Genomic DNA, 25340 nt, shown 5'->3' on the forward strand with positions numbered 1-25340 from the left:
CGCTGCCCTCGCGGTCAGACGAGGACGCGGGCCACGGGGATGCGGAGGGCAGCGAGGGACAGGGCGAAGGAGCCCAGGGCGGCGATCACGAACTTGAGGGTGACGAGGGCGAGGGTGGGGTCGGCGCCGTCGAAGACCGCGAAGGTGAGCCAGAGCAGGATGAGGTAGTGGGACAGGTAGACGCCGAAGGAGGCGTTGGAGAGGGCAATGATGGCTTTCGCGCAGGCGGGGCGGGGCTGCCAGCCTCGGAACAGGTGGTAGGCCGACGTGAAAATGGCGAGGGCGGCGGCCATAACGCCGAGGCCGAGATAACTGGACGGCGTGACGATATTCAGCAGCGGCGTGCTGTCGCGGTGGATCCAGTGCCAGATGTTGAAGGCGGAGAGTACGACGGCGGCGCCTCCGAGCAGGGCGGCATACCTTTTGCGCAGGTTGAATTGGGCGAGGACCCAGCCTGCCATGAAGTAGCCGACGTACGGGAACCACTGCGTCAGCACGTTCCACGGGTAGCGCCAGTCCAAACCGTACTGGATGCTGACTGCCTGCGCGCTGAAGATGGCCAGGCACAGAAGCAGCATTGCCGCCGTCGTCAGTCCCGCCGTCCTCGGGCTCACGCAACGCAGGAAGCGGGCGATCAGCGGGGCGACGAGGTAGAGGCCGAGGATCAGCCAGAGGAAGTACAGGTGCGGGGCCAGCTTCGTGCTGGATACGGCGTCGGCGATCGCGCCGGGCTCGAGTTCCTGGCCCATGAGCAGGCCGCGGCCGACGAAAATGTAGACGAGATGCCAGAACACCAGCGCGGGCAGCAGCCGCAGCGCCCGCTTCCGGTAGAACGCTAGGGCGCCATCGCGGTGCGCGCGGGGGGCCAGCGTCAGCGTGCCGGAGATGATGACGAAGACCGGGACCACCCAGATGAACGCGATGTCGATGATGGCGGCGGCCAGCCAGCGCGGCTGCCCGCGGAGGCCGGCGTCCCCGGCGATTTCCCCGTAGGCGTGGATGGCGACGACGCCGAGGATGCAGACGATCCGCAGGATGTCCAGCGCGTAATTCCGCTGGCGGGTGGCGGCGTGTGTGGTGGCGGTGCTCATGAGCGAGGAGGCCGGAGGCCGTTGATTCCGGTTGCGCGAGTTATGCCGAAGCGCGGAGCGGGGTGAGCGCGCGAACAGGTCACAGCTTGAGCGCAGGAACGACGGCGGAGGCCCCCGGAAGCGATCCGGGGGCCTCGATGGTCAGCGTTCGATGTCGCCGCGGATGAAGGCTTCGACCTTCTCGCGGGCGGCGTCGTCGTTGTACTGCTCCGGCGGCGACTTCATGAAGTAGCTCGAAGCAGACAGGATCGGGCCGCCGACGCCGCGGTCCAGGGCGATCTTGGCGGCGCGCACGGCGTCGATGATCACGCCGGCGGAGTTCGGGGAGTCCCAGACCTCCAGCTTGTACTCCAGCGAGACCGGGGCGTCGCCGAAGTTGCGGCCCTCGAGGCGGACAAACGCCCACTTGCGGTCATCGAGCCAGGCAACGTAGTCGGACGGACCGATGTGCACGTCGTCGGCGGCCAGCTCGGCCGAGGTGTTCGAGGTGACGGCCTGGGTCTTGGAGATCTTCTTGGACTCGAGGCGGTCCCGCTCGAGCATGTTCTTGAAGTCCATGTTGCCGCCGACGTTGAGCTGGTACGTGCGGTCCAGCGTGACGCCGCGGTCTTCGAACAGCTTGGCCATCACGCGGTGGGTGATGGTGGCGCCGATCTGGCTCTTGATGTCGTCACCGACGATCGGCACGCCCGCGGCGGTGAACTTGTCCGCCCACTCCTTGGTGCCGGCGATGAAGACCGGCAGCGCATTCACGAAGGCCACGCCGGCGTCGATCGCGCACTGGGCGTAGAACTTGGCGGCCTGCTCGGAGCCGACCGGCAGGTAGCAGACCACGACGTCCGCCTTGGCCTCGCGCAGTGCGGCGACGATGTCCACCGGATCCTCGTCCGCCTCGACGATGGTTTCGCGGTAGTACTTGCCCAGGCCATCCAGGGTGTGGCCGCGCTGGACTTTCACGCCGGTTTCCGGCACGTCGGCGATTTTGATGGTGTTGTTCTCGCTGGCGCCGATCGCGTCGGCCAGGTCCAGCCCCACCTTCTTGCTGTCCACGTCGAACGCGGCAACGAACTGCACATCGTTGACGTGGTACTTGCCGAACTGCACATGCATCAGCCCGGGAATGGTCGACTCCGGATCGGCGTCCCGGTAATAGTGGACGCCCTGCACCAGCGAAGCCGCACAGTTGCCAACGCCGACGATCGCGACCCGGATGGGGTTCTCTGCCACGGTTCTCCTTCAACAACAATCCTGGTATGCCGCCCGGCCGAGGGCAGGCAACCTCTCTAGCTTACTTCGTTACGCAACGTTCACCTTACTGCTGTGATTCCCGCCGGGAATTGTTGCACGTACGACGGCGGCAGGCGGCTTGCGTGCGCCTCCCAACCTGTTGCCGGGAGGGGTACGGCTACGCCGGCTTAGTTGCTCGCGCCGGTGGAGTCGTGCGGCTCGCCCACGGGCTTGGACTCGGGGGAGCCGCGCTGGCGCAGATAGACCGAGAGGATCACCATGGCCCAGACGGCGAGGAACTCGGACTGCCAGTTCTGCAGGGTCCGGTTCCAGAACTCCGGAGAGAGCACGTACTCGCCCCAGGTCCCCGGGTCCTGGAGGTTCGCCAGCTGCTCCTCGGCGAACGCGCTGAAGCCCGCGACGGACTGCACGAACCAGGAGCCCAGGAAGATGCCGCCCATGACCAGGATCAGCGAGTTCGAGTAGATGTGGGTCTTCAGCCCGCCGGCCTTGGCCCACTTCGGGGAGTCCGGCCTGGCGAACCGGCCGATCAGCTCCTCCTTGTCCGACTCCGTGCCGCGCTTGTCGATCTCCTTGGACTCCGGGGATCCCTTCTGGACCAGCCAGACTGTGAGCCAGATGTAGAGCAGGAACTGCAGGAACTCGGACTGCCAGTTCTCGGCGACGTCCACCGCAAAGCTCGAGGACGTCACGTACTGCCAGAAGCCCACCGGCTCCAGCTGCGAGGTCTGCTGCTGGTCGTTGAAGTAGGCCAGCCCGGAGAAGGCCTGCCCGAGCAGCGAGAACGCGAACAGGAAGCTGAAGGCGATGCTCAGCCCGTTGGTCAGCAGGGGATTGTGCTTCATCGGGCCAGCACCCCGATCGTCAGCATGTAGGCCAGGCCGAGGGCGATGACGCCCAGGCAGATCCAGAATGCCCACCGCATATCAGTGTCCCTCCACTTCGCAGTCGTAGGGTTTTTCGCCGCGCGGCGTGCAGCCGATGGCGGTGATCTTCCAGTGCTGGCCCGAGAGCGTGAGGAACACCGTGTCCGCTTCGAGCTGCACCTGGGCGTTGCTGCCGTAGGCCTGGCTGCTGCGTACCTCGCCGGCGCCGGGCAGGCCCAGGTCCGCGAGCTTCCGGGCGCAGCTTCCGGCGGCCCCGTCTTCGAGTTTCTCGACCGTGCCGGGGGCCAGCAGCGTGCAGGCAGCCTGGGCATCGCCGGAGGCCAGGTCCGCGTGGAACTGCGAGGCGATGTCCGCGGCTTCGGCCGTGCCGGGGTTCAGGCTGCTGCACCCGGCCAGGGACAGGGCTAGTGCGACGCCGGCAAGCACCAGCGGCCCGCACCTGCGGTGCGGCTTGTGGTCCATAAGCTAAGCCTCCTTACGTTCTGTCCCTACCGTACTGCTCGATGGCGGACGCGGCAGGAATCGCGGGGAAACCTGCCGGTCAGCCCGGAACGAACAGCGGGGAGGCCTTCCGGAGGCCCGGGGCGGGCGGGCTTACGTGACCAGCTCGCGGAGGGAGCGCTCGGCCGCCCGGTAGGAGCCGGCGTCGAGCACGTCTCCGTTCATGAACCGGTCCACCACCCGGGGATCAACGTAGGACTTGCGGGCGATGGCCGGCGTGTTGCCGAGCCGATCCGAGACATCCCGCATGGCGGCGGCGACGGCTTTCTTGCGCGCGGTCTCGCTTGTGCGCTCGGGCGCGTGCCGGGCCAGGGCCAGCGCGGCTTCCACCGTGCCCTGCCAGGTCCGGAAGTCCTTGGCGGTGAAGTCCCCGCCGCACTGCTCGCGGATGAAGTCGTTGAGGCCGGCCGAACTGATCGGCGACCACTCGCCGTCGTCCGTGCGGTAGGCAAGCGCCGGCTCCTCGGGGCCTCGCTGGAGCAGCGGTTCGAGGGCGTGGGCGAGGTCCGCATCCTTGAGCTGCCCGCTCCACTGCTGGCCGCTCTTGGCGGGGAAATCGAGTTCCACAATCTCCCCGCGCAGCCGGATGTGGCGGATGCGGATGGTGGTGACGCCGAAGGAGCCGTTGGTCTGCGCGTACTCTTCGTTGCCGATCCGCAGCGAGCCCTCGTCGATCAGCCGGAAGGCGGCGGCATAGGCCCGTTCCTCGGTCGGCTCGCTCCCGCGCAGCAGCCGGGTCACGGCCGGGCGGGCCCGCGGCAGGGCGTCGGCGAAGTCCAGGGCGCGGTCGAACTTCTCGCGGTCCTTCAGCTCCCGCCAGCGCGGGTGGTAGATGTACTGGCGCCGGCCGGCGTCGTCGACGCCGGTGGCCTGGATGTGGCCGTTGGGCACCGGACTGATCCAGACGTCACGCCAGGCCGGCGGGATGGCGAGCTGGTTGATCCGCTCCAGCGTCTCCCGGTCATCGATCCGGCTGCCGTCCGCAGCGGCGTAGCTGAAACCCTTGCCGCGGCGGCGCCGGCCGAAGCCGGGCATGTTGCAATTGCTGCGGCGCAGGCGCGGCTTCCTTGCTTTCGGTGCCGGCCGCTCCTGTTGTGTCGCCATGGTTCTCCTCACCTCGCCGCCGGTGGGGCGCATCCCGCCCAAGTTATTCAGCTTGCTTACTAACTCTAGTAGGGTGCTGAGCAGGGCGCGATGGCGCCGGCCAAACCAGGTCCTGCGAAAGGGAGACAGCTATGTCAACGAACAGCACGCCGGCCAACGAGATCCCGATTCCGGGAGTGCCGGGCGTAGAGCCGCCCGCGCTCGCCGAGCCCACCGAGCCGCGCGAGCCGCTACCGCCCAAGCCGGACCAGGACGCGCCGGAGACGGTCACGCCCACCGGCGTTCCCACGGGCGCGCAGAAGTCGCTGCACAGCCAGAGCGGGTCCTGGCTGACGACGGCGCAGGGGGCCCGGCTGTACGAGACGGACCATTCCCTGAAGGCCGGGGCCCGCGGGCCGAGCCTGCTGCAGGACCACCACCTGCGCGAGAAGATCATGCACTTCGACCACGAGCGGATCCCGGAACGCGTGGTCCACGCCCGCGGTGCCGGCGCGCACGGCACGTTCGTTGCCAACGGCGCCGCCGCCGGGGTGACGAAGGCAGGCTTCCTGGCGTCCGGCGTCGAAACCCCCGTCTTTGTCCGCTTCTCCACGGTGGTCGGTTCCCGCGGCTCCGCCGACACGGTCCGAGACACCCGCGGCTTCGCCACGAAGTTCTACACGGACGAGGGCACGTTCGACCTGGTCGGCAACAACATTCCGGTGTTCTTCATCCAGGACGGGATCAAGTTCCCGGACGTGGTGCACGCGGCGAAGCCGCACCCGGACCGGGAGATCCCGCAGGCGCAGAGTGCGCACGACACGTTCTGGGATTTCGTCTCGCTCCACACCGAGGCGCAGGCCCACACCATGTGGTTCATGGCGGACCGCGGCATCCCGCGCTCCTACCGAACCATGGAGGGCTTCGGCGTGCACACCTTCCGGCTGCAGAACGCCGCCGGCGAGACCACGCTGGTGAAGTTCCACTGGAAGCCGAAGCAGGGCGTGCACTCGCTGGTCTGGGAGGAGGCGCTGATGATCAACGGCACCGACCCGGACTTCCACCGGCGGGACCTGGCGGACGCGATCGAGGCCGGGGCCTTCCCCGAGTGGGAGCTGGGCATCCAGACGTTCCCGGACACCCCGGACGAGACGTTCGAGGGGATCGACCTGCTGGATCCGACCAAGATCGTGCCCGAGGAGCTGGCGCCGGTGCAGGTGATCGGCACCATGACCCTCAACGCCAATCCCACGAACTTCTTCGCGGAGACCGAGCAGGTGGCGTTCCACCCCGGCCACCTGGTGCCCGGCATCGACGTGACCAACGATGCGCTGCTGCAGGCCCGCCTGTTCTCCTACCTGGACACCCAGCTCACGCGGCTGGGCGGGCCCAACTTCGCGCAGATCCCGATCAACCGGCCGCAGGCCCCGGTCAACGACATGTTCCGCGACGGCTTCCACCAGACCGCGGTGCATGCTGGGGCGGCGCCGTACCGGCCCAACTCGATCGACGGCGGCTGTCCCTTCCTGGCGGGCGAGGACATGAGTGCCTACATCGAGGTCCCGCAGGAACTGCCGGCCTCGGCCAAGAAGCGGGAGAAGCCGGCGAGCTTCGACGACCACTTCAGCCAGGCGCGGCTCTTCTACCTCTCGCTGGCGCCGGTCGAACAGGAACACGTCGCGCAGGCCTACACGTTCGAACTGGGCAAGTGCTACGAGGAGAACATCCGCAAGCGGCAGCTGCAGGCCCTGGCGAACATCGACGCGGACCTGTGCGCGAAGGTTGCCGCCGGACTGGGACTCGAGGCGCCCGCGCCGACCGTGGAGCTCGGCGACCCGGAGCCGAGCGCCGCACTGTCGCAGCTGCGCGGGAGCTGGCCGCTGGCCGGCCGGACCGTGGGCATCATCGCGGACGAATACAGCGACCAGGAGGCGCTGGCGAGGGCGCGCGAAGCCATCCACGCCGGCGGCATGGTCCCGCTGATCATCGCCCCGCACGGCGGCAAGCTCCCCGGCGGCCTGCCGGTCCAGCGGACCTACCTGACGGCGCGCTCGGTGGAGTTCGACGCCGTCGTGGTCGCCGGATCCGCCAAGCCGGCGCCGGACGCGGCGCCGGGGCTGGACGCCAAGGCCGGCGATCCCGCGGGCTACCCCGGGGTGGACCCGCGGGTCAGCCTGCTGCTGGCCGAGGCGTACCGGCACTGCAAGGCGATCGGCGGGTGGGACAGCGCCGGCCAGGCACTGGCCGCAGCCTCCGTGCCCGAGGACGCCGCCGGCGTCGTACTGGGCAGCGGCCCCCAGGTGCTGGAGAAGATGGCGGAACTGCTGTCCAAGCACCGGGTCTGGGAACGCTTCCCGGCCGGTGCCGAGCAAGGAACGCTCCGCTAAGGTCCGTCCGAAAAGGTCCGTGTGCCGGGGGCCGGCCGCTACAGGTTCGGCCCCCGGCTCGGTTCGGGGAAGCCCGGCCGCCAGGGCACGGACGTCCGCGGGATGGTCAGGCGGGCAGGCTCGCGGCGGCCCGCTCCGCCTCCATCCGGCGGGCGTCACCGTCCCGCTGCTGCTGGCGGACCCAGCGGATGGCCTTCAGCGCGGGCGTCGGCAGCAGGGTGCGCAGGCGCAGCCGCACCCGGCGCTTCCGCGTGGCCGCCAGTTGGTCCGTATCCAGCGCGAGCTTGCCGGCCCTGGCCCACTCGGCGTAGATGGCGAGCACGTGCCCCAGCGGCACGTCCTGCCGGTGGAAGTAGTTGTCCCGCAGCCAGCTGTGCTCCGGGTGGAAGAAACGGCCGGCCTTCAGGTCATCGAGGGTGCCGAGCAGACCGGAGCCGTCGAAGACCTTATTGAGCATCTCGTCGCTGACCCCGAAGTCGGACAGGATCAGCACCTGCAGGCCGGCGTCGAGTGCTTCCAGGGCGGCGGTGGAGCTGACGGTGACCATGGCCGTGCCGGGGACCAGCTGCTCGGCCATCGAGCCGGTGCAGAACTCCAGTTCGTGCCCGGCCACCGCGCGGGCCTTCACCATGTCGTTCCAGAGGGTGTCGAACGGATACTGCTCCAGGTGGGTCTGCGGTTCCCCGGCCCAGGCCCGCAGCTTGACGCGCACGGTGAAGCCGGTGCGGCGGGCCAGCGCGGCCAGCGCCTGCAGGATGGCGACGCGCTCGTCCTTCTCCACGGGCACCTTGGCCTGCGGGGCGAACACCACACGCTGCAGGGGAGTGGGGTCCGGCACCGGCGCCTCGGGCGAGGAGAGGAAGGGAAGCCGGGAGACCAGGATGCGCTGCGGCAGTCCGAGGTCTTCGGCCCGTTCGCTGAAAGCGCGGCATTCCGCGTGGCTGTGGGTGACGAAGGCGTCCCCGAGCGCCCGGTAGCGCAGCGCCTTTTGGGTGGCGGGGAAGGCGACGCCGGGCAGCCCGGACACCAGCGCCGGGCGCGGGGTCAGCGCGGCGGCATGCAGGTAGACCTCCTCGACCACGGGGCCGGTGGCTGCGGCGAGCACGACGTCGGCGCCGGCCAGCGCGGTCCGCAGGCCGGAGGCGGGGATCACCGCGGTGGCGCGGCCGTGGAGGAAGGTCCCGGCGGTGGCCGCGGCCATCTGTTCCAGGGTCGGCTGGATGGGGGAGCGGACCAGCAGGACCTCGCGCTCCCACTCCGGGCCGAGGGCGTCCAGCGTGGCACAGGCGAACTTCAAGTAGGAGTCGCTGTCAGCGATGGCGACAATGCGCATCTTCCGTGCCGCCTTCCGGGGGTTCGAAGTTTCGGTGCTCATGCGGGGGATCCGCCGTCGTCGAGGGAACTGCTCAGGTGCCTGCGCAGCGAGTCCGAGGCCTGCGGCAGCCACCAGCTGTCCGGCACGGCCTGTCCTTTCAGCGGAACCCCGTTGGGCCCGAGGATCAGGCGGAGCGAGGCCAGCACGGTGGACGGCAGCGCCCGGACGACCTGTCCGGCGCGGAGTCCGCGCAGGCGCATCTCCACGGGAATGGTGTGGCGGTTGACGCGGACCAGGGGGTGCTGGTCCAGCTTGGTCAGGAAGGCCGGGGTCTCCCGCCGGTGCGGGAAGTAGCTGACCGGCCCGTCCTCCGTGAGCGATTCGACCCATGCCAGATAGGGCTCCTCGCGGATGAGGCCGTCCGCGGCCATGGCGGAACCGACGACGACGGTGGGCTCGGTGATCTCCTCCGTCACCGGCTGCGTTCCCAGCCATTCGAAGCGGTGGCGCTCCAGCTGGCCGCCGACGGCGCGGAAACGCTGCTCGAGGTCCAGCGGCACCGGCAGCGCCGTGACCACCAGCAGGCGGTTCTGGCGGGCGAGCCGGCGCAGCATGAACCAGACCGCCAGGCCGAGCGCCTTGCGGACCGAGGAAGCCGCCGCCCGCGGACGCACCAGCGGGGCCGCGGAGTCTTTCGCCAGCGTGGCCAGCAGTTTGAGCGTGGCCAGTCCGTCGTCGACAATCACGATCTCTTTGTCCGCCGCTCCGCGCAGCAATTCGGTCTGCGCCACGCCGGAGTAGGCGTCCCCGATAACCCAGCGGTCCAGGCCCGGAACGCGCAGCGCCGGCACGGAGGATCCGGGCTCGGCGAAGCTGACGCCGTCCGGGACCTGGCTCAGCAGCTCGGTTAGGGTGGCGTCCATGCCGACAGCGTCGCTGCGCGAGTGGATGACGGTTTCGTTGCCCAGCAGGCCCGCGCCGTGGGCTTCCACGGCGCTGAGCAGCTGCAGCGGAGATTCGGCCCAGACCGTGGCCCGGCCGAAGCGTGGCCGGGCCACCAGCAGCGAGGGCAGGATTTCCTGCATCATTTCGCCAGCACCGTCAGGACGCGCTTGACCTGCCGGGCGCCGGCGCGGCGGGCGCGGCCCAGCGGGTGGAGCACCTTCGCGGCGGGCAGGGAGCCGGGCAGCTCCAGCTTGGTCAGCCGGCGGCGCTTGAAGTAGCGCAGCTCTCCGGTGTGCTGGGCGCCGGCCAACAAGGCCTCGGCTGCGGGCCGGGCCAGCTCAAGCGTCTGCGGCTGCATGCAGTAGGACACGGCCTCGACCAGCTGCTGAAGCGGGGCCGGGCGCCCGGGCAAAGCGTCCGGCGTCTGCGCGGCGTCGGAACCGGCCGCTGCCGATGCCCCCGAGGATGCGTCCGCCGATGAGTCCGCCGGCGCCTCAGCGGGGGCGGCGTAGCCGCGTTCCAGCAGGGCGTCGATGATGGTGACCGGGATGCGGTTGCTGTTCTGGTACGGCGTGAGCCGCTCGAGCAGGATCCCGGTGCCCACGGCCGCGGCGTCGATGCCGAAGAGGTACTTCGCCGTCATCAGGGCGGTGGAGAAGCAGCTGACCACCAGCTCCGGTTCCAGCCGCTGCATGACGACCTCCGCCGGGCTGCTCGAGGTAAGTACTTCGAGCTGGAGCCCGAGTTCCGCGGCGGCGGCCTGGATCGAGGTGACGGCACCAGGGCCGGCGCTGGGGTGGGGCTTGAACACGCAGTGGCGGATGCCCCGGTCCAGGGCCTTCTGCAGCATGTCCCGGTGCAGCGTGACCTCTTCCTCGGCGGAGAGGATGCCGAGCTCGGAGAGGTACTGGCCGAGGATCAAGGCACTGCCGGAGGCGCCGTGGTCCGCGCGGTGCTTCTCGAGCTCCGCCGCGGGGGTCCCGCTGACGGCGGCGGCCACCGCATCGTCCTCGGGCAGGGTCCGCGCCAGCGCCTCCATGCCGCGGCGCAGGTCGGCGCGGTCCACCGGCACCAGGGCCGGGTTGTGTTCGCGCAGCAGCTGCGGCACCAGGCCGGGCACCAGGTCAACGTACACCAGCGTCTCGAGCCGCTGCGCCAGTTCGCGCGGCAGCGGATTGCGGGTAGGGCCGTAGCTCATCAGGCCGTCGGAGTGCACGCTGATGCCGGCGTCGGCGAAGATGCGGCACAGCGCGACTGCCGGGTTGACCTGGATGGACTCGACGAACAGGCCCACGGGGCTGTCGCCGAGGTCCCATTCGGCCCGGAGCAGTCGTTCCCAGAGATGCACCTCCTCGGGCCGCGGGTCGAACTGCCCGGGGCGGCGCGGCCAGAGCAGCTGGCTCAGGTCCACGGAGCGGTCGAAGCGGGCCGCCGCCTCCGCGAAGCCGGGAGCCTCATGGAACGGCACGGTGATCTCGGGGATCAGGGCGCTGTTGGTCAGGACCAGGATGCGCTCGGCACCCCGGTCCGGGATCCGGCCGGCGTCGATCGCGGACGCCAGCGAGATGCACTGGTACAGCGTGGAAACGACAAAGAGTTCTTTCATGCGGCAGCTCTCCGGAGCACAGGTTTGAGCAACTTGCGGCGCTTGTTGTCCATGCCGGCCAGGCCCTGCCCGCGCACGTCGTCCGGCAGGCCCGCGAGGGCGTCGTTGATGCCCGCATGGAGTTCCGCCACGACTTGCTTGTCCATGTCGCCGGAGCGGTCCAGCTGGTGGCAGGCGATGGCGAGGAACTGGCGGACGGCCTTGGGCCAGAAGCGGCTTGCTTCCGGGTCCTCCCCGACGAGGCGGAAGACCTCGGCGAAGCAGGGCAGGAAATCCAGCTGGCGGCGGTCGAAGACCTGCGTGAGCGAGCTGGCGACGCCGCGCCGGTAGAACGCGCCGAGCTGGTTGCTGACGGCGTAGGAGGCGGCCTTCAGGTGGAGCCGCCAGACCCACGGGCGGTCCTCTGCGGTGTGCCGGCCGTCCAGGAAGTGGAGCAGGCCCGCATCCCTGAGTCCGCCGTCGAAAATTCCGAACGGCGGGAAGCAGTAGTCCACCATCGTGGACTGGTTGTGCGGCGCGATGTCGTTGCGCGGATCCAGCCTGGCGCCGCGGCGCGCCTGGGGCGCCTTATGGACGGTGCGCACGCCGCCGGTGTGCCGGACGTGGTCGACCCGCAGGAAGTCCACGCCCAGCTCGGCGATCTCGTCCGTGATCCGGGACAGGTGCCCGGGGGCGTACCAGTCGTCCGGGTCGAGGAAGGTGATGAAGCGGCCGGCCGCGATGTCCAGCCCGCGGTTGCGGGCGGAGGCGACGCCGGTCGCGGCCTCGTTGCGGAGGATCTTCAGGCCGGGGAGCCGGCTGGCGAATGCGGCAGCCAGCTCCCCGGTTCCGTCGGTTGAACCGTCGTCGATGACGATGACTTCCATTACGGAGGGGTCATCGAACTGGCGCGTCAGGCTGGTCATCGAGTCACGGATGAAAGGTGCCTGGTCTTTCGCTGGAACGATGACGCTCAGTAATGGCTGGTCCATAGGGCTAACTTAGCCGTCCACCCGGCGCAGGCGGGACAGCGGCGCCAGCTCGCCCGGGAAGACCTTCTTGACGCCGTCGCCCATCGCGTCCTGGAGGATGCGGATGTCGCGGATCAGCGACTCGAAGCCCTTGGGCTCGAGCGAAGAGGCCTGGTCCGAGCCCCACATGGTGCGGTCCAGGGTGATGTGGCGCTCCACGGTTACGGCGCCGAGGGCGACGGCTGCCAGGGAGATCTGCAGGCCGCGCTCGTGGCCCGAGTAGCCGACCGGAACCTGGTAGCGCTCCTGCAGCGTGGTGATCATGCGCAGGTTGGCCTCCTCCGGGGGCAGCGGGTAGGTGGAGGTGGCGTGCATCAGGACCAGGTTGTCGGTGCCCAGGGTCTCGACGGCCTTATCGATCTGCTCGATGGTGGACATGCCGGTGGAGAGGATGATCGGCTTGCCGGTTTCGCGCAGGGCGGTCAGCAGTTCGATGTCGGTGACGGAGGCGGAGGCGACCTTGTGGGTCAGCGCGCCGGCTTCCTCCATGAAGGCCACCGAGGGCACGTCCCACGGCGAAGCGAAGCAGTGCAGGCCCTTGTCTGCCGCGTGCTGGATCAGCTTCTGGTAGATCGGCATGTCGAACTCGACGCGGTAGCGGTAGTCCAGGTAGGTCATCTCGCCCCACGGGGTGGAGCGCATCTTGTCGCGCATGTCGACCGGGGTGGAGATTTCCGGGGTGCGCTTCTGGAACTTCACGGCGTTGGCGCCGGCGGCGGCGGCAACGTCGATCAGCTGCTTGGCGATCTCGATGTCGCCGTTGTGGTTAATGCCGATCTCGCCGATCACGTAGACGGGCTGGCCGGCGCCGACCTGGACGTCGCCGATGGCTACGGGTGCCGGGGCTCCGGCGGGGGCGGTGGTTTCGGTGGTCATCAGCGAAGCTCTTTCTGTCATCGGGATTGGATTGCTGTGGCTGCCGGTTGGGCTGCCGGTTGTGCGGCCAGGACGCGTTCGCAGATTTCGCGGACCGCGCCCTCGCCGCCGTTGTGCTGCAGCACAATGCGCGCTGCGGCCTTGACCTCGGGCCGGGCATCCGCCACGGCCACTGGCCAACCGACCCGGCCCATGGCAGGCAGGTCATTCACGTCATTGCCCACGAAGGCAACGCGTTCTGGATCAAGTCCGTACGTGGTGATCCATTCGGTCACCGCGGCCGCCTTGTCCGAGACGTCCTGGACGACGTCGACGCCGAGCTTGTTCGCCCGGGCGGTCACCACCGGATTGGTTTCGGTGGAGAGGATCAGCTGGGGGACTCCGGCGCGGCGCAGCCGGGCCACCCCCATTCCGTCCGAGCGGCTGACCCGGACGAATTCTTCGCCTTGGAAGTTGACCAAGGCATGGTCATCGGTGTGCACCCCGTCGAAGTCCATGACGAGTGCGTCCACGTCGATCCCGCTGGACTCCGGGCGCGAATCCATCGCCCGGACGATCTCCAGGTCCTCCATCGAATCGATCTCGATGGCGTGCTCCGCCGGGACGACCTGGAACTCGAGGCGGCCGAAGAAGCGGTGCCCGCGGGCCAGGAAACCTGAAGTGCGCATCGCGTAGAAGGCCCCGGTCTCGCGGTACTGCGGCTCGCGGTCCTGCCGGCGCGGACGGAAATCGGCGCTGTGGCCAACCGCGGTGACGGCGCCCTCGGCGTCCCTCGCCCAGAGGAAGTTGTGGTTCTCCGCGACCGAGAACGCCACGTCCGCACCGCCGTCGAGCACGGAGGCGATGGCCGCGTCCAGATCCGCCGAATCGATGAACGGGGAGGTGCACTGCATCAGCACCGTGACCGCGGGCCGGGCACCGCTGTTCTCGAGGGCATGCAGCACGGCCGACTCGCTGGTGGCGGTGTCGCCCGAGAGCTCCGCGGGCCGTTCGATGACGCGGGCGCCGAAGCGCTCGGCCTCGAACCGGATGTCCGGCGAATCGGTGCTGACGACGACGTCCGTCACCCGGGCGGCGTTCCGTGCGGCCTCGACGGCGCGGGCTACCAGGGATCGTCCTGCAACGGGCTTGAGGTTCTTGAAGGGGATCCCCTTCGAACCGCCGCGGGCGGGGATCACCACCAGTACTTCGTGGGGGTGGGTAATGCTCATTGGCTCAACCGTAGGGAGGCTCAATGGCCGGACGGTGAGCTGCCGGTTACGGGGAGGTGGCCGCCAGTCAACGTTTTGTTAACCTAAGGCGATAACCAAGCGGCGCAAGTAGTGTTGATGCCATGCCCGGGCCCTCTTCGCGCCGTCGTCTGCCGCTGCGCATTGTGGTGCCCAGCCGCAATGACCCGCTGCTGAGGCGGTTCACTGAATCCGTCGGCGGCCCGCTGGGGCGCCGCACAGCACCCGGGATCGTCCGGCCCGGCTTCTTCACCGTGGAGCGGGTGCTGATCCTGCTGACGACGCTGGCCGCGCTGCTGTCGGTGCTGGCCAAGACGCCGTGCCGGGTGGCCGGCTGGGCACTGCCCGACTATTTCTACATGGGCTGCTATTCGGACTGGCCGGTCCTGTTCGATTCCCGCGGCCTGGCCGACGGCGTGCTGCCGTTCCTGACCCCGGGCAGTTCCTTCGAATATCCCGTGCTGATGGGCCTGCTGGCCGGGGCGACGGCCTTGCTGGTGCCGGGCTCAGGGGCGTCGCCGGAGCGCACCCTGGCCTACTTCGACGTCAATGCCACCTTGGCGGCGGTGGTCTGGATCATCACTGTTATCGCCACCGCACGGATGAGCCATCGGCGGCCCTGGGATGCGGCGATGGTCGCGGTGGCCCCGGGCATCGTGCTGGCCGGCACGGTCAACTGGGACCTCTGGCCGGCGATGGTGCTGGCGCTGGCCATGCTTTGCTTCGCGCGCGGGCGGCTCGTGGCGGCGGGCGTGCTGATCGGGCTCGGGGCCGCCCTCAAGGTCTATCCGGTGCTGATGCTCGGCGCCATCCTCCTCCTGGCGATGCGATCGGGCAGGTTCCGGCCGCTGCTCGTCACGGGAGGTTCCGCCGCAGTGGCCTGGCTGCTGGTCAACGTCCCCTTCATGGTCTCCGGCTTCGAGTCCTGGGCGCACTTCCTCGGCTACACCCGGGACCGCGAGGCCGGCTATTCCTCGCTCTGGTACGCCTACAACGTCACGGCCGAGCGCGGCGGGCTGCCTGAACTGGGGCCGGGCCCGGCCAACACGCTCTCGCTCCTGCTGTTCCTGGCGGCGTGCCTGGCCATCGCGGTGCTGGTGCTGTCCGCCCCGCGCCGGCCGCGGCTGGCCGGCATTGTCTTCCTGGTGGTGGCCGCGTTCGTACTGACCAATAAGGTCTACTCGCCGCAGTTCGTGGTCTGGCTGGTTCCCCTCGCCGCGCTGGCGCATCCGCGCTGGCGCGACTTCCTCCTCTGGCAGTTCTTCGAGGTGCTCCACTGGTGGGCCATCTGGATGTACCTCGGCCGGATCACCAGCGGCGGGGAGCCGCAGCACAACATCGACACTCCCTACTACGTTTTTGCCGTGCTGGGGCATATTGCTGCCACGGCATATCTCATGTTCCAGGTGGCGCGTTCCGTGCACCGGCCGGAGCATGACGTGGTGCGGCGGCTGGACGTCGATGACCCGCAAGGTGGTCCATTCGATAACGCACCGGACAGATTTGTGCTGGACTGGCGCTATCGCGCACAACCCATTCGCAGCGCGGCGGAGGGAAGGCAGGACTGATGGCACGCGGACAGGTGGCAGTGGTAGGGGCCGGGCCCAACGGCCTGGCGGCTGCGGTAATCATGGCCCGGGCCGGGTTGGAGGTCAGCGTCTACGAGGCTGCCTCTACCGCCGGCGGCGGAGCCCGGACCATGGAACTCATCGAGTCGGGGCACCGGCATGACGTATGCTCCGCCGTGCATCCAATGGCGGTGGCTGCGCCCTTCTTCCGCGACTTCGGCCTGGCCGACCGGGTCGAGATGATCCACCCCGAAATCGCCTTTGCCCACGTCGTCCGGCCCGACCACGTCGCGTTCGCCTACCAGGATGTGGACCGGACGGCCGAGCGGCTCGGTGCCGACGGCCCCGCGTACCGGGCGCTGATGGAACCGCTGGCCAGCCACTCCGCCGAACTGCTGGACCTGACCATGAACCAGCTGCTGCGCGTCCCGCGCCACCCCCTCTCCGCGCTGCGCTATGGAATGGGGACCCTGGAGCAGGGCAGCCCCTGGTGGGATATGCGTTTCAAGGAATACTTCGCTCCGGCGCTGCTGTCCGGGGTGGCCGCCCACACTCCGGGCGGGATCAAGCGGCTGGTCGCGGCGGGCGCGGGGCTGATGCTCGGGTCCCTGGCCCACGCCGTCGGCTATCCGCTCCCGGTCGGCGGTTCGCAGGCGATCATCGACGCCATGGTGCAGGATGTGGCCGCACACGGCGGCCGCATTGTCACCGGGCACCGGGTGGACTCGCTGGCCGACCTGACCGACGCGGACGCCATCCTGCTGGACACCGCCCCGCAGGAACTGCTTCGGCTGGCCGGCGGGCGCTTGCCCCGTAGTTACGCCGCGGCCCTAGGTGCCTACCGGTACGGGCCCGGCGCGGCGAAGGTGGACTTCATCCTGTCCGAACCGGTGCCGTGGGCCGAGCACGACCTAGCCCGAGCCGGTACGGTGCACCTGGGCGGCACGCGCTACGAGGTGGCTGCCTCGGAACGGGAGATCGCCCGCGGCCGGCACGCCGCCAAGCCCTTCGTGCTCGTCTCGCAGCCCAGCGTTTTCGATTCCACCCGCGCTCCGGCCGGCCGGCACATCCTCTGGGCCTACTGCCACGTCCCGCAGGGTTCCACGCTGGACATGACAGACGTGATCACCGCGCAACTGGAGGAAGCCGCGCCAGGCTTTTCCGACGTCGTCATTGCTTCCCGCGGCATGAGCGCCATGGACTACCAGGCCTACAACCCCAACTACGTGGGCGGGGACTTTGGCACCGGCGCAGTCGATATCCGGCAGCTGCTGGCGCGTCCCGTTGCCGGGACCAAGCCGTGGAAGACCCCGCTCGGGGGCGTCTACCTCTGCTCGGCCGCCACTCCGCCGGGCCCGGGAGTGCACGGCATGGCCGGCTACCACGCCGCCCGGCTGGCGCTGAAAGACGTCTTCGGCCTGCCGATGCCCTCGCTCCGGCCGTAGGCTCCCCATCGGCCCGCAGCTTCCCCGTATCCTCAGCCGCCCACGTAGGCGAGCAGCGCGGTGATCGCGGCGGCGGTGCCGTGCACGAGGGCCGCCTCGGCGTCCGGTGCGAAGCCCGGGTGGTGGTTGCCCGGTGGCATATTTCCGTCCTCGAACTGCTCGTGCGGGAACGCGCCGAAGGACCAGAAGACCACGGGGACGCCGATCGCGTCGCCGAGCCAGCCGGCATCCTCGGAGCCCATGCCGAGCGGGGCGCTGATAATCGACTCCTCGCCGAAGGCCTCGCGGAAGGCGGCCGTCACCCGCTCGGTGTGCCCGGCGTCATTGAAGAGCCGCGGGAAGCGGGAGATTTCCACGATGCCCGGCGCGCCGATCCCGGACGCGGCGGCCTCGGCGTTGACGATCCGGCGGATGGCGTCGAGGACCTGGATGCGGGTCTCCTCGTCCGGCGTTCGGACGTTGAGGCTGAACTCGGCGGTCTCCGGGATGATGTTCTCTTTCAGCCCCGCATGGAACGTCCCGACCGTGACCACGGCCGGTTTAGTGGGCGGGAGCTCGCGCGAGACGATGGTCTGCAGGCGCAGGACCATCGCCGCCGCCGCGACGATCGGATCGATCGACTTCTCCGGCTGCGAGCCGTGCGCCTGGCGGCCGCGGACCGTGATGCGCCACGAGTCGGCAAGGCTCGCCATGTGCCCCGGGCGAAGCGTCACCGTGCCGGACCGCTGGGGCATGACGTGCTGGGCCAGGACCACCTCCGGGCGGGGCGCGCGGTCCCAGAGTCCGTCGTCGACCATGGCCTTGGCTCCGGCCGCGGTTTCCTCGGCGGGCTGGAAGAGGAGGACGATGGTGCCGGCCCAGACCGCGCGATTCCCCGCCAGGTAAGCGGCGGCGGCGAGGGCGTCCGTGATGTGGGTGTCGTGGCCGCAGCCGTGCATGACCGGGACGGTGCTGCCGTCCGGAATCGTCCCCGTCGCGGTGCTCGCGTAGTCCAGCCCGGTCTCCTCGGCAATCGGCAGGCCGTCGGTGTCGGCGCGGAAGCCGATGACCGGCCCCTCGCCGTTGCGCAGGAGTCCAACGACGCCGGTCCCGCCGCAGCGGAAGTGCTCGATGCCGAGCTCATCGAGGCGCTGTTCGATGGCCGCGGCGGTCCGGTGCTCCTGGGACGACAGTTCCGGCGCGCGGTGGAACGCCTTGTACAGCTCGAGGTGCTCGGCGACGAAGCCGGGGGAGACCCTGATGCCGGGGGCGAGGGTGACCGTGTCAGCCTGTGCCATGGGAGGCCTTTCGGGATCGTGGGACGGGACGTCAGTGGCCGATGGACTGCGGCGCCGGGGGCGGACCCTCCGTGCGCTTCCGGAGGAACCACGCCGCGACGATCGCGATGATGACGGCCAAGGCGGTGGCCAGGTTCGCCAACGCCGGGACCAGCGGGACGACGACGAACACCAAGAGCGCCGCGATGACGGCGGCGATGATGGTGATGCGCACGTTCTTCATCGTGACGACGGCCTGGACCGTGACGGCACCGAACACCGCCGGCAGGATGTAGAGCCGCGCGACGGCGACGAGGTCCGGCGGCAGCGCTGCAAGGAGCAAGGTGCCGAGGATGCCGACGAGGACCACGAGCGTGATGAGGTGGATGAACGCCGCGCCGATGATCGCGGCACCCGCTATGAGGTCGGCACGGCGCGTACCGGGTTTCTCGCCCAGGTCGGTCTGGGCGATGAGTGCCGCCGGGAGCAGCTTGTTCGCGATGTTGCCAATCATGAACGCCTGGTACATCGCCGAGCGCCCGAGGATCGGATAGTAGGCAATCGGCTCCACGACCGCGATGATGCCGAAGGTCACGATGACGATGCCGACGGCTTTCCACAACTCCGCGGCGGTGATCCCCAGCCCGGTGCCGAAGGCGACGAAGAGGGCGGCGGCGAGGGAGACGAGGAAGCCGAGCGCCAGGGTGATGGGGCCCCAGATGGACGTGGTGCGGTCGAACTGGGCCAGCCCTGTGAGCGGCGCGTTGCTGGTCTGCGAGGACATGTGGTCTCCCGGCCTCTTACTTGGCGGTCATGGAATAGGCGACGGCCAGGGCCACGACGATCGCGATCCCGAGCCCCCACTCGTGCAGCCACGGCTTCTTGAGGTATTTGGCCCCGAGCAGGCATAGGCCCATCACGGCGGCCGAGACCAGCAGGGTCACCAGATGGACAGGCGACTTGAGGGTCTCGGCGAAGGCGAGCGTGAAGAACGCCGCGAGCAGGGCCGCGGCGGGCACGACGGTCATGACCGCGGGATTGACCTTGCGCAGCGCCTTGTCGCCCCTGGCGAGGATCGGGGTGAGGACGAGCGCGGAGACCATCCACAGGAGCCCGCCGAGCGTCATCGCGGCGAACCCGATGGCGAACACCTTCTGCGTGTAGGTCGGACCGCCGAGCTGGGCACCTTGGGTTCCCGCCGCGAGGCCGGCGGCCGCGACGTCGAAGGCAGCCGAGCCCACCAGGCCGATGCGGGTCAGGACGGCCGGGGTGCCGAACAGCGGCAGGAGGGAGACCGCCACCAGAGCGACGGCCAGCGAAGGTCCGATGGCCGCCACGGCGCCCGCACGGACGGCGCGGCCCACCTGCTGATCGGTCAGGTGGGCCGCGGCACCGGCCTTGCGGATGGCCCGGAGGTAGATCACCGACTGCAGGATGATGACGGCGAATACGCCGGCTGCCGCGAGCCACAGAACCGGTTGGAAGGCCACCGGCGCGATGTCGGTCGAATTGGGGTCTATCACAGCAGGATGCATAACGCGCTCCCAGGATGGTCCGGACCGTTTCCGGTTGTATCAATGAAGCGCGCCGGAATGTCGGCAGGTCAACACCTCGACGTGACTTTTGGATCGGACCCGCCAGCCGAGCGGGTAGTCTGCCACAGGGCGGGTTACTCCGCTACCAGCAACAATGGGCAACAACGGACAACAACGACGGCGGCGCTTGGGTCGCGGACAGGAGGACCGGATGCGTCTGGGTACGGTGCGGCGGGACGGGACCACGCAGGCTTTCCGGCAGGACGAAGCCGGCACTGTCTATCTTCCCGTCAAGGACGTCGGCGAGCTGCTGGCCCGCGGCGACTGGCGGACGCTGGCGGGGGAGCCGGGACCGGAGCCTGACGCCGACGAGCTGGCCATGCCCATCCCGCGTCCCGGCAAGATCCTCTGCGCCGGCCTCAACTACTACGCGCACGCCGAAGAGGTCGGGCAGGAAGTTCCGAAGTACCCGACCATTTTCACCAAGTTCCACAACTCCCTGGTCGGCCCGGCGGACGACGTCGTCATGCCCCTGGCCAGCAGCAAGATCGACTGGGAGGCCGAGCTGGTCGTCGTCATCGGCCGCACCGTGCGCAAGGCGGACGAGGCGGAGGCAAAGGACGCCATCGCCGGCTACACCGTGATGAACGACGTCTCCGTCCGCGACTGGCAGGGCCGCACGTCCGAGTGGTTCCAGGGCAAGAACTGGGACCGCATGACGCCGGTGGGCCCCGTCGTCGTTACCGCCGACGAACTGGACCCGGAGAAGGGACTGGCGGTCGAATGCGAGCTCGATGGCGTGCAGAAGCAGTCGGGCACAACGGCGGACCTGATCTTTTCCTGTGCCACCCTGGTCTCCTATATCAGCCAGTTCATGACGCTGGAGCCGGGCGACCTCATCGCTACCGGCACGCCGGCCGGCGTCGGGCTCGCGCGCAAGCCGCGCGAATGGATCCCGGCGGGGGCGGAACTGGTCACGCGCATCGAAGGGATCGGCGAGCTGCGCAACCGCTGCGTGCCAGAGGCCTGATCCGGACGCAAACGTGAACCGGGAGGCGACTCGCGGCGCGTAAAGTGACGCATCAATAACAATTTGTCGGGGCCGCGCCATACTATCGGGTCTATGGGACAGCCACGGCTTTTCGGGCGGGATGAGGAGCTCGCGCACTGGCGCGCACTGGCCGCCTCGGTGGCCGGCGGCCGGGACGCGGAGCTGACCATCAGCGGGCCCTCCGGGATCGGCAAGACCTCCATGCTGGACGCCATCTGCGCCGACGCCGCCGCGCGCGGCTGGAAGGTCCTGCGCGCCACGGGCGATGCCAGGCGGCAACTGCCCGGTGCCATGCTGTGGCAATGGTTCGCGCCGCTGGTCCAGCGCATTCCCGCCGGCTCCCCGCCCTTCGACGGACAGGGTGCCATGCTGCATAAGTTCGTCGCCTCGACCGGCGTGCCCGCGGAACGCGATGCCCTCAGCTATTCGGCGGCGTGGGTGCTGCGTTCGCGGAGCCAGACGCGGCCCATCGTGGCGGCGGTGGACGACGCGCAGTGGCTGGACGAGCTCTCGCTCGCGGCGCTGCTGGACATCGGCAGCCTCCTGATCGACGTGCCGGTGCTGCTCCTGCGCGGCGTGCGGACGGGGCCGGGCGCGGAGCACCCGGAAGGGCTGGACACCGCGGACCTGCTTCGCGTGAAGGGCTCGCAGATCGGCAAGGAAAGCGTGTCCGGCGTGCCGCTGCACTGGCAGCTGAAGCCGCTGACCTCCAGCGCCATCGAGTCCTGGATCATGGAACGCCAGGCGGACGCGGCCCGGGTCACCGCAGAGCGGGTGCAGGCGGCCAGCGGAGGCGTGCCGTTCTTCGTCGAGGAGCTGCTGGAACGGGACGTTGCCGCGGCCGCGCCGGAGGCCGCCGGAAGCGTGGAAAGCGTCCTTCGGGAGCGCCTGCGCCGGCTGGCGGATGAGGAGCGCGCGGTGCTTAGCGCCGTCGCCGTACTGGGCAAGGACGCCACCATGCCCCGGCTGAAGGCGATGGCGGAGCCCCACGCGGGGAGCCTCGGCGCGATCCTCGACCGCCTCCGCAGCGAACGTTTCCTCGCGGGGACCAAGCCAAGGCCGGCCATCCAGCACGCGCTGGTGGGCGAGGCGCTGCTCGCCGACCTGGGGGACGAGGTTTCGCGGCTGTACCGGAAGGCCGCAGGGCTCCTGATGGCTGAGGGGGCGGACCCCGCGCTGGTCGCCGGCTATCTGCTCAAAGCGGAGCCGGACGGGAACGAGGATGGCATCCGGACGCTGCTGGCCGCAGCCGGCAGGGCCCGCAGACAGGGGGCCCATGCGCTGGCCGCCCAGTTCTGCGAGAGGGCGATGGCGGAGTCCCAACTGCCGCGGGACCTGCGGCGTGCGCTGCTCATCGAGGCGGCCCATGCCTACGCCGGCAGCGGGCGGCTGGAAACCGCGGAGAAGTGCGGCCTCGCGGCGCTCGACCTTTCCGGCAGCATCGCCGAGCGCGTGGAACTGCTGCTGGAAGGCGCCGTCACCCTCTACGACATCAACCAGCTGGAGCGCGCTTCCAAGTACTTCGCGCAGGCACTGGAGGAAGTGGAGCAGGATCCGGAGCCGGACCAGGATTTGCGGAGGCGGGTGGTCGCCCTGGCCTGCGGGGCCGGCTTCCAGCAAATGCAGGTCGCGGAACGGTACTCCGCGGAGCTTGCCGGGATCCTCGCGCAGGACCCTTCCGAGGACGGCCCGGGAGACCGCCTGCTGCTCGCCCAGGAGGCACTGCGGCTGGCCATCACGGGCGAAAATGCCAAGCTCAGCGGAGAGCTGGGGGTGCGCGCCTACGGCAAGGGCCGGGTGCTGGCGGAAAACGGGGCCGAATCCAACATCATCAACTACGTCACGGGTTCGCTCAACGCCGGGGAGCGGGACGCAGAGGCGCTTGAACTGCTGGATGCGGCGATCGCCGAAGCGCGCGCCAATTCCTCGGTCATGGCGCACGCCACGCTCGCCTACTGCCGCGGATCGGTCCACCTGAACCGCGGCCGGCTGCGGCTAGCCCAGGTGGACCTGGAGGCCAGCCTCCGCGCGGCGGAGAGCGGCTGGTGCACCTACCTCGAGGTCGCCGCCTTCCTGCTGGCCAGCGTGTACATCGCGCGGGATGACCTCGCCGCCGCGGATGCGCTCCTGCCGCGGGTCCCGCTTGAGCAGGACCGGGTTCCGCTGGTGCAGGCCATGGCGCTGCAGCTGCACGGGACGGTCAAGGCGGCGCATGGCGACCATCCCGCCGCCCTGGAGCACTTCACGACGGCGATGGACCTTGCCCCGGGGCTGGGCCCGACGCTGAACGCCTGGACCCGAAGCGCCATTGAGTCCGCCGCCCGGAGCGGCCAGGCCGAGTATGCCTCCGCGGTCGCCGAGGAGGAGCTCGAGCGGGTGCGGGCCTTCGGCGCTCCCCGGCTCACCGGCGTGACGCTGAGCGTGGCGGCCCTGGCCCAGCCAGCCGAGGCGGCGGTGCCCATGCTGCGTGAGGCGATCGGACTGCTCGAGGCAAACGAGGGGCGGTACGCGCAGGCCCTCGCGCTCGCGGACCTGGCGGAGACCTGCCTGCTGGGCGAGGACCGCGCCTTTTTGTCGGCGCACCGGCAGGAAGGAATCGGGGCGGCCCGCAAAGCCCTCGTGCTCGGTAACCGGATCGGCGCCGCCGCGGTGGCCCGCCGGATGGGCACGCTCCTGTCGGGCCAGGAGGCGCAGCTGCCGCTGCTCGCCGAGAACAAGGCGGACCGGCTCACCGCGGCGGAGTTCCGGGTCTGTTCCCTGGCGGCCAAGGGCATGACCAACCGGCAGATCGCGGCCGAACTCTTCATCACCATCAAGGCGGTGGAATGGCACCTTTCCCGGTCCTACCCGAAGCTGGAGATCTCCTCCCGGAAGCAGCTTGGATCGGCGATGGACGCGCGGGACTAGCTCTCCCCAGACAGCCCGTCCACGAAAATCGTGGACGGTGCGGGTTACTCGGCAGACGGGCGTCGTCGTTGCTGTTTCGTCGCCGCCCGCTGCGCCTTGGCCGCAAGGCGCCGGCGGTTGGAGCCCCGGGTGGGTTTGGTCGCCCGGCGGCGGGGACCCTCGGGAGCAAGACCCTCCCCGATAACGTTGCGGAGCTTGGCCAGGGCGATCTCGCGGTTGCGCAGCTGGGAGCGCCGCTCGGAGGCGGTAACGGTGATCGCTCCGGCGACGAGTCGCTGCCCGAGACGCGCAGCCAGGAGCAGCCGCTGGCCCTCCGAAATCGCCTTCGAGTCGTTGATATTCCATGACAGCTCGACGCGGCTGTCCGAGGTGTTGACGTGCTGGCCGCCCGGGCCCGGCGACCGCGAGAACCGCCACCTGAGTTCCGCCGCGGGAACCGTGAGCGCGGGCGACACCTCCAGATCCATGCATCAAGCGTCGCACAGCGTCGACCGGCGGACGTCCTGTCCGGGTGCAACCAGCCGTCAGTCCAGCAGGGCGTCATTGATCGGCCGGGCAGCCGAGCGCAGCCAGGCCTCGGCCCGCGGCAGCTTGTCCTTCAGCCCTTCTTCCCACCAGCGCGCAAACACCGGGTCCGCCTCGGCCGCAGCCGCCATGGTCAGCAGGGCGTTCCGGCTGCGGGCCAGGGCCACGTCCGTGAGGGCCCGCCGCCGCTCCAGGTCCAGGCCGTAGGCGTCCGCGAAGGCGCGCACCCGCGCCGGGATGTCAGCGCCGGCCAGCGACGGCGCGCGGTCCGCCGGATGCATCAGCGGCGCCCACCAGTAGAGGGCGTTGGCCAGGTCGGCGACGCGCGTGGTGGGCCTGGCCAGGTCGAAGTCGATCAGCGCCGCGGGAAGGCCGGCGCGAAACACCACGTTCCCTGGGCAATAGTCCTGGTGCGACACCAGCTCCGGCGCCGTGAAGAGGGGCTCCAGCCCGTCGGGACGGCCGCCCGGAATGCCGCCGAAGACCGCGTCCGGCGGCGGAACCCAGCCCTCGGCGGCGTCGTGCAGCCGCCGGATCAGCCGGGCCAGCGACCGCAGCACGTCCATCCCGGTGGCGGGCCCGGGCAGCGGTTCCACCGGCACCTCGCCGCGGACGAAGGACAAAACCTCCCGCCCGGCGTCGTCATAGCCCAACGGGATCGGGGCGTCGCAGAAACCGCGATCCTGCAGATGTCCCAGGTAGGCCTGGATGGTTGCCGTGAACACGCGCACCGGCCGGCGCACTGTGTTGCCGATCCGGACCACGTGCGTGACCTGGTCGCCGAGTTGCTGCTCCACACCTCTGTCCGTGGCCATACCCCATCCTTGCCCGCCGCCCGCCCGGGGTCCACCTCCGCCGACAAAGCGGACGGACTG

Annotated in this window: 21 protein-coding genes; 5 read left to right on the forward strand and 16 right to left on the reverse strand. The window is 69.7% G+C overall.

What is annotated here, in order from left to right; translation table 11 throughout:
* Positions 1-14: 14 nt before the first annotated feature.
* The 5 genes from WFH44_RS14930 to WFH44_RS14950 all read right to left on the reverse strand — a co-directional run bounded on the left by WFH44_RS14930 (position 15) and on the right by WFH44_RS14950 (position 4831).
* Positions 15-1091, reverse strand: coding sequence for an acyltransferase (locus WFH44_RS14930; RefSeq protein ID WP_336714704.1), 1077 nt, complete (start codon positions 1089-1091; stop codon positions 15-17).
* Between the two features lie 141 nt (positions 1092-1232).
* Positions 1233-2318: an inositol-3-phosphate synthase gene (locus WFH44_RS14935; RefSeq protein ID WP_336714705.1), complete on the reverse strand. Its 1086-nt coding sequence runs from the start codon at positions 2316-2318 to the stop codon at positions 1233-1235.
* Between the two features lie 188 nt (positions 2319-2506).
* Positions 2507-3184: a DUF6766 family protein gene (locus WFH44_RS14940; RefSeq protein WP_336714706.1), complete on the reverse strand. Its 678-nt coding sequence runs from the start codon at positions 3182-3184 to the stop codon at positions 2507-2509.
* Positions 3185-3265: 81 nt separating this feature from the next.
* Positions 3266-3688: a hypothetical protein gene (locus WFH44_RS14945; RefSeq protein WP_336714707.1), complete on the reverse strand. Its 423-nt coding sequence runs from the start codon at positions 3686-3688 to the stop codon at positions 3266-3268.
* Between the two features lie 132 nt (positions 3689-3820).
* Positions 3821-4831: a DNA topoisomerase IB gene (locus tag WFH44_RS14950; RefSeq protein ID WP_336714708.1), complete on the reverse strand. Its 1011-nt coding sequence runs from the start codon at positions 4829-4831 to the stop codon at positions 3821-3823.
* Positions 4832-4962: 131 nt separating this feature from the next.
* Here WFH44_RS14950 and WFH44_RS14955 point away from each other — a divergent pair, with 131 nt between their 5' ends.
* The gene (locus WFH44_RS14955) at positions 4963-7197 is read left to right on the forward strand and encodes a catalase (RefSeq protein ID WP_336714709.1); all 2235 of its coding nucleotides are present in this window, start codon (positions 4963-4965) and stop codon (positions 7195-7197) included.
* 106 nt (positions 7198-7303) lie between these two features.
* Here WFH44_RS14955 and WFH44_RS14960 read toward each other — a convergent pair whose 3' ends face one another.
* The 6 genes from WFH44_RS14960 to WFH44_RS14985 are packed head-to-tail and all read right to left on the reverse strand — an operon-like array spanning position 7304 to position 14160.
* The gene (locus WFH44_RS14960; RefSeq protein ID WP_336714710.1) at positions 7304-8572 is read right to left on the reverse strand and encodes a DUF6716 putative glycosyltransferase; all 1269 of its coding nucleotides are present in this window, start codon (positions 8570-8572) and stop codon (positions 7304-7306) included.
* Positions 8569-9600, reverse strand: coding sequence for a hypothetical protein (locus WFH44_RS14965; RefSeq protein WP_336714711.1), 1032 nt, complete (start codon positions 9598-9600; stop codon positions 8569-8571). Before WFH44_RS14965 ends, WFH44_RS14960 begins: the two co-directional genes overlap by 4 nt.
* Entirely contained in the window at positions 9597-11063 is a 1467-nt protein-coding gene (locus WFH44_RS14970) for a polysialyltransferase family glycosyltransferase (RefSeq protein ID WP_336714712.1), read from the reverse strand. Before WFH44_RS14970 ends, WFH44_RS14965 begins: the two co-directional genes overlap by 4 nt.
* Positions 11060-12034: a glycosyltransferase family 2 protein gene (locus WFH44_RS14975; RefSeq protein WP_336714714.1), complete on the reverse strand. Its 975-nt coding sequence runs from the start codon at positions 12032-12034 to the stop codon at positions 11060-11062. Before WFH44_RS14975 ends, WFH44_RS14970 begins: the two co-directional genes overlap by 4 nt.
* A 9-nt stretch (positions 12035-12043) precedes the next feature.
* Positions 12044-12949, reverse strand: coding sequence for an N-acetylneuraminate synthase family protein (locus WFH44_RS14980; protein ID WP_336714715.1), 906 nt, complete (start codon positions 12947-12949; stop codon positions 12044-12046).
* 17 nt (positions 12950-12966) lie between these two features.
* The gene (locus WFH44_RS14985; protein ID WP_336714716.1) at positions 12967-14160 is read right to left on the reverse strand and encodes an acylneuraminate cytidylyltransferase; all 1194 of its coding nucleotides are present in this window, start codon (positions 14158-14160) and stop codon (positions 12967-12969) included.
* 122 nt (positions 14161-14282) lie between these two features.
* Here WFH44_RS14985 and WFH44_RS14990 point away from each other — a divergent pair, with 122 nt between their 5' ends.
* Complete coding sequence (locus tag WFH44_RS14990) at positions 14283-15746, forward strand: glycosyltransferase family 87 protein (RefSeq protein WP_336714717.1); 1464 nt, start codon at positions 14283-14285, stop codon at positions 15744-15746.
* Positions 15746-17191, forward strand: coding sequence for a phytoene desaturase family protein (locus WFH44_RS14995; protein ID WP_336714718.1), 1446 nt, complete (start codon positions 15746-15748; stop codon positions 17189-17191). The genes WFH44_RS14990 and WFH44_RS14995 overlap by 1 nt, the downstream gene beginning before the upstream one ends.
* A 32-nt stretch (positions 17192-17223) precedes the next feature.
* On the opposite strand, the gene WFH44_RS15000 is transcribed toward WFH44_RS14995, so the two are convergent.
* The 3 genes from WFH44_RS15000 to WFH44_RS15010 are packed head-to-tail and all read right to left on the reverse strand — an operon-like array spanning position 17224 to position 19982.
* Positions 17224-18468, reverse strand: coding sequence for an amidohydrolase (locus WFH44_RS15000; protein ID WP_336714719.1), 1245 nt, complete (start codon positions 18466-18468; stop codon positions 17224-17226).
* Positions 18469-18499: 31 nt separating this feature from the next.
* A complete protein-coding gene (locus WFH44_RS15005) occupies positions 18500-19231 on the reverse strand; it encodes a hypothetical protein (RefSeq protein WP_336714720.1) in 732 nt (243 codons plus the stop codon).
* Between the two features lie 16 nt (positions 19232-19247).
* Entirely contained in the window at positions 19248-19982 is a 735-nt protein-coding gene (locus tag WFH44_RS15010; RefSeq protein WP_336714721.1) for a DUF5058 family protein, read from the reverse strand.
* Positions 19983-20193: 211 nt separating this feature from the next.
* On the opposite strand from WFH44_RS15010, the gene WFH44_RS15015 reads away from it, so the two are divergent.
* A complete protein-coding gene (locus WFH44_RS15015; protein ID WP_336714722.1) occupies positions 20194-21012 on the forward strand; it encodes a fumarylacetoacetate hydrolase family protein in 819 nt (272 codons plus the stop codon).
* 93 nt (positions 21013-21105) lie between these two features.
* Positions 21106-23940, forward strand: a complete 2835-nt coding sequence (locus tag WFH44_RS15020; RefSeq protein ID WP_336714723.1) for a helix-turn-helix transcriptional regulator — start codon at positions 21106-21108, stop codon at positions 23938-23940.
* Positions 23941-23984: 44 nt separating this feature from the next.
* Here WFH44_RS15020 and arfB read toward each other — a convergent pair whose 3' ends face one another.
* Both arfB and WFH44_RS15030 read right to left on the reverse strand, forming a co-directional pair.
* Positions 23985-24407, reverse strand: coding sequence for an alternative ribosome rescue aminoacyl-tRNA hydrolase ArfB (gene arfB / locus WFH44_RS15025; RefSeq protein ID WP_336714724.1), 423 nt, complete (start codon positions 24405-24407; stop codon positions 23985-23987).
* A gap of 57 nt (positions 24408-24464) precedes the next feature.
* A complete protein-coding gene (locus WFH44_RS15030) occupies positions 24465-25280 on the reverse strand; it encodes a phosphotransferase enzyme family protein (protein WP_336714725.1) in 816 nt (271 codons plus the stop codon).
* Between the last annotated feature and the right edge of the window lie 60 nt (positions 25281-25340).

Source organism: Arthrobacter sp. USHLN218, from assembly GCF_037144715.1.
Taxonomy (GTDB): domain Bacteria; phylum Actinomycetota; class Actinomycetes; order Actinomycetales; family Micrococcaceae; genus Crystallibacter.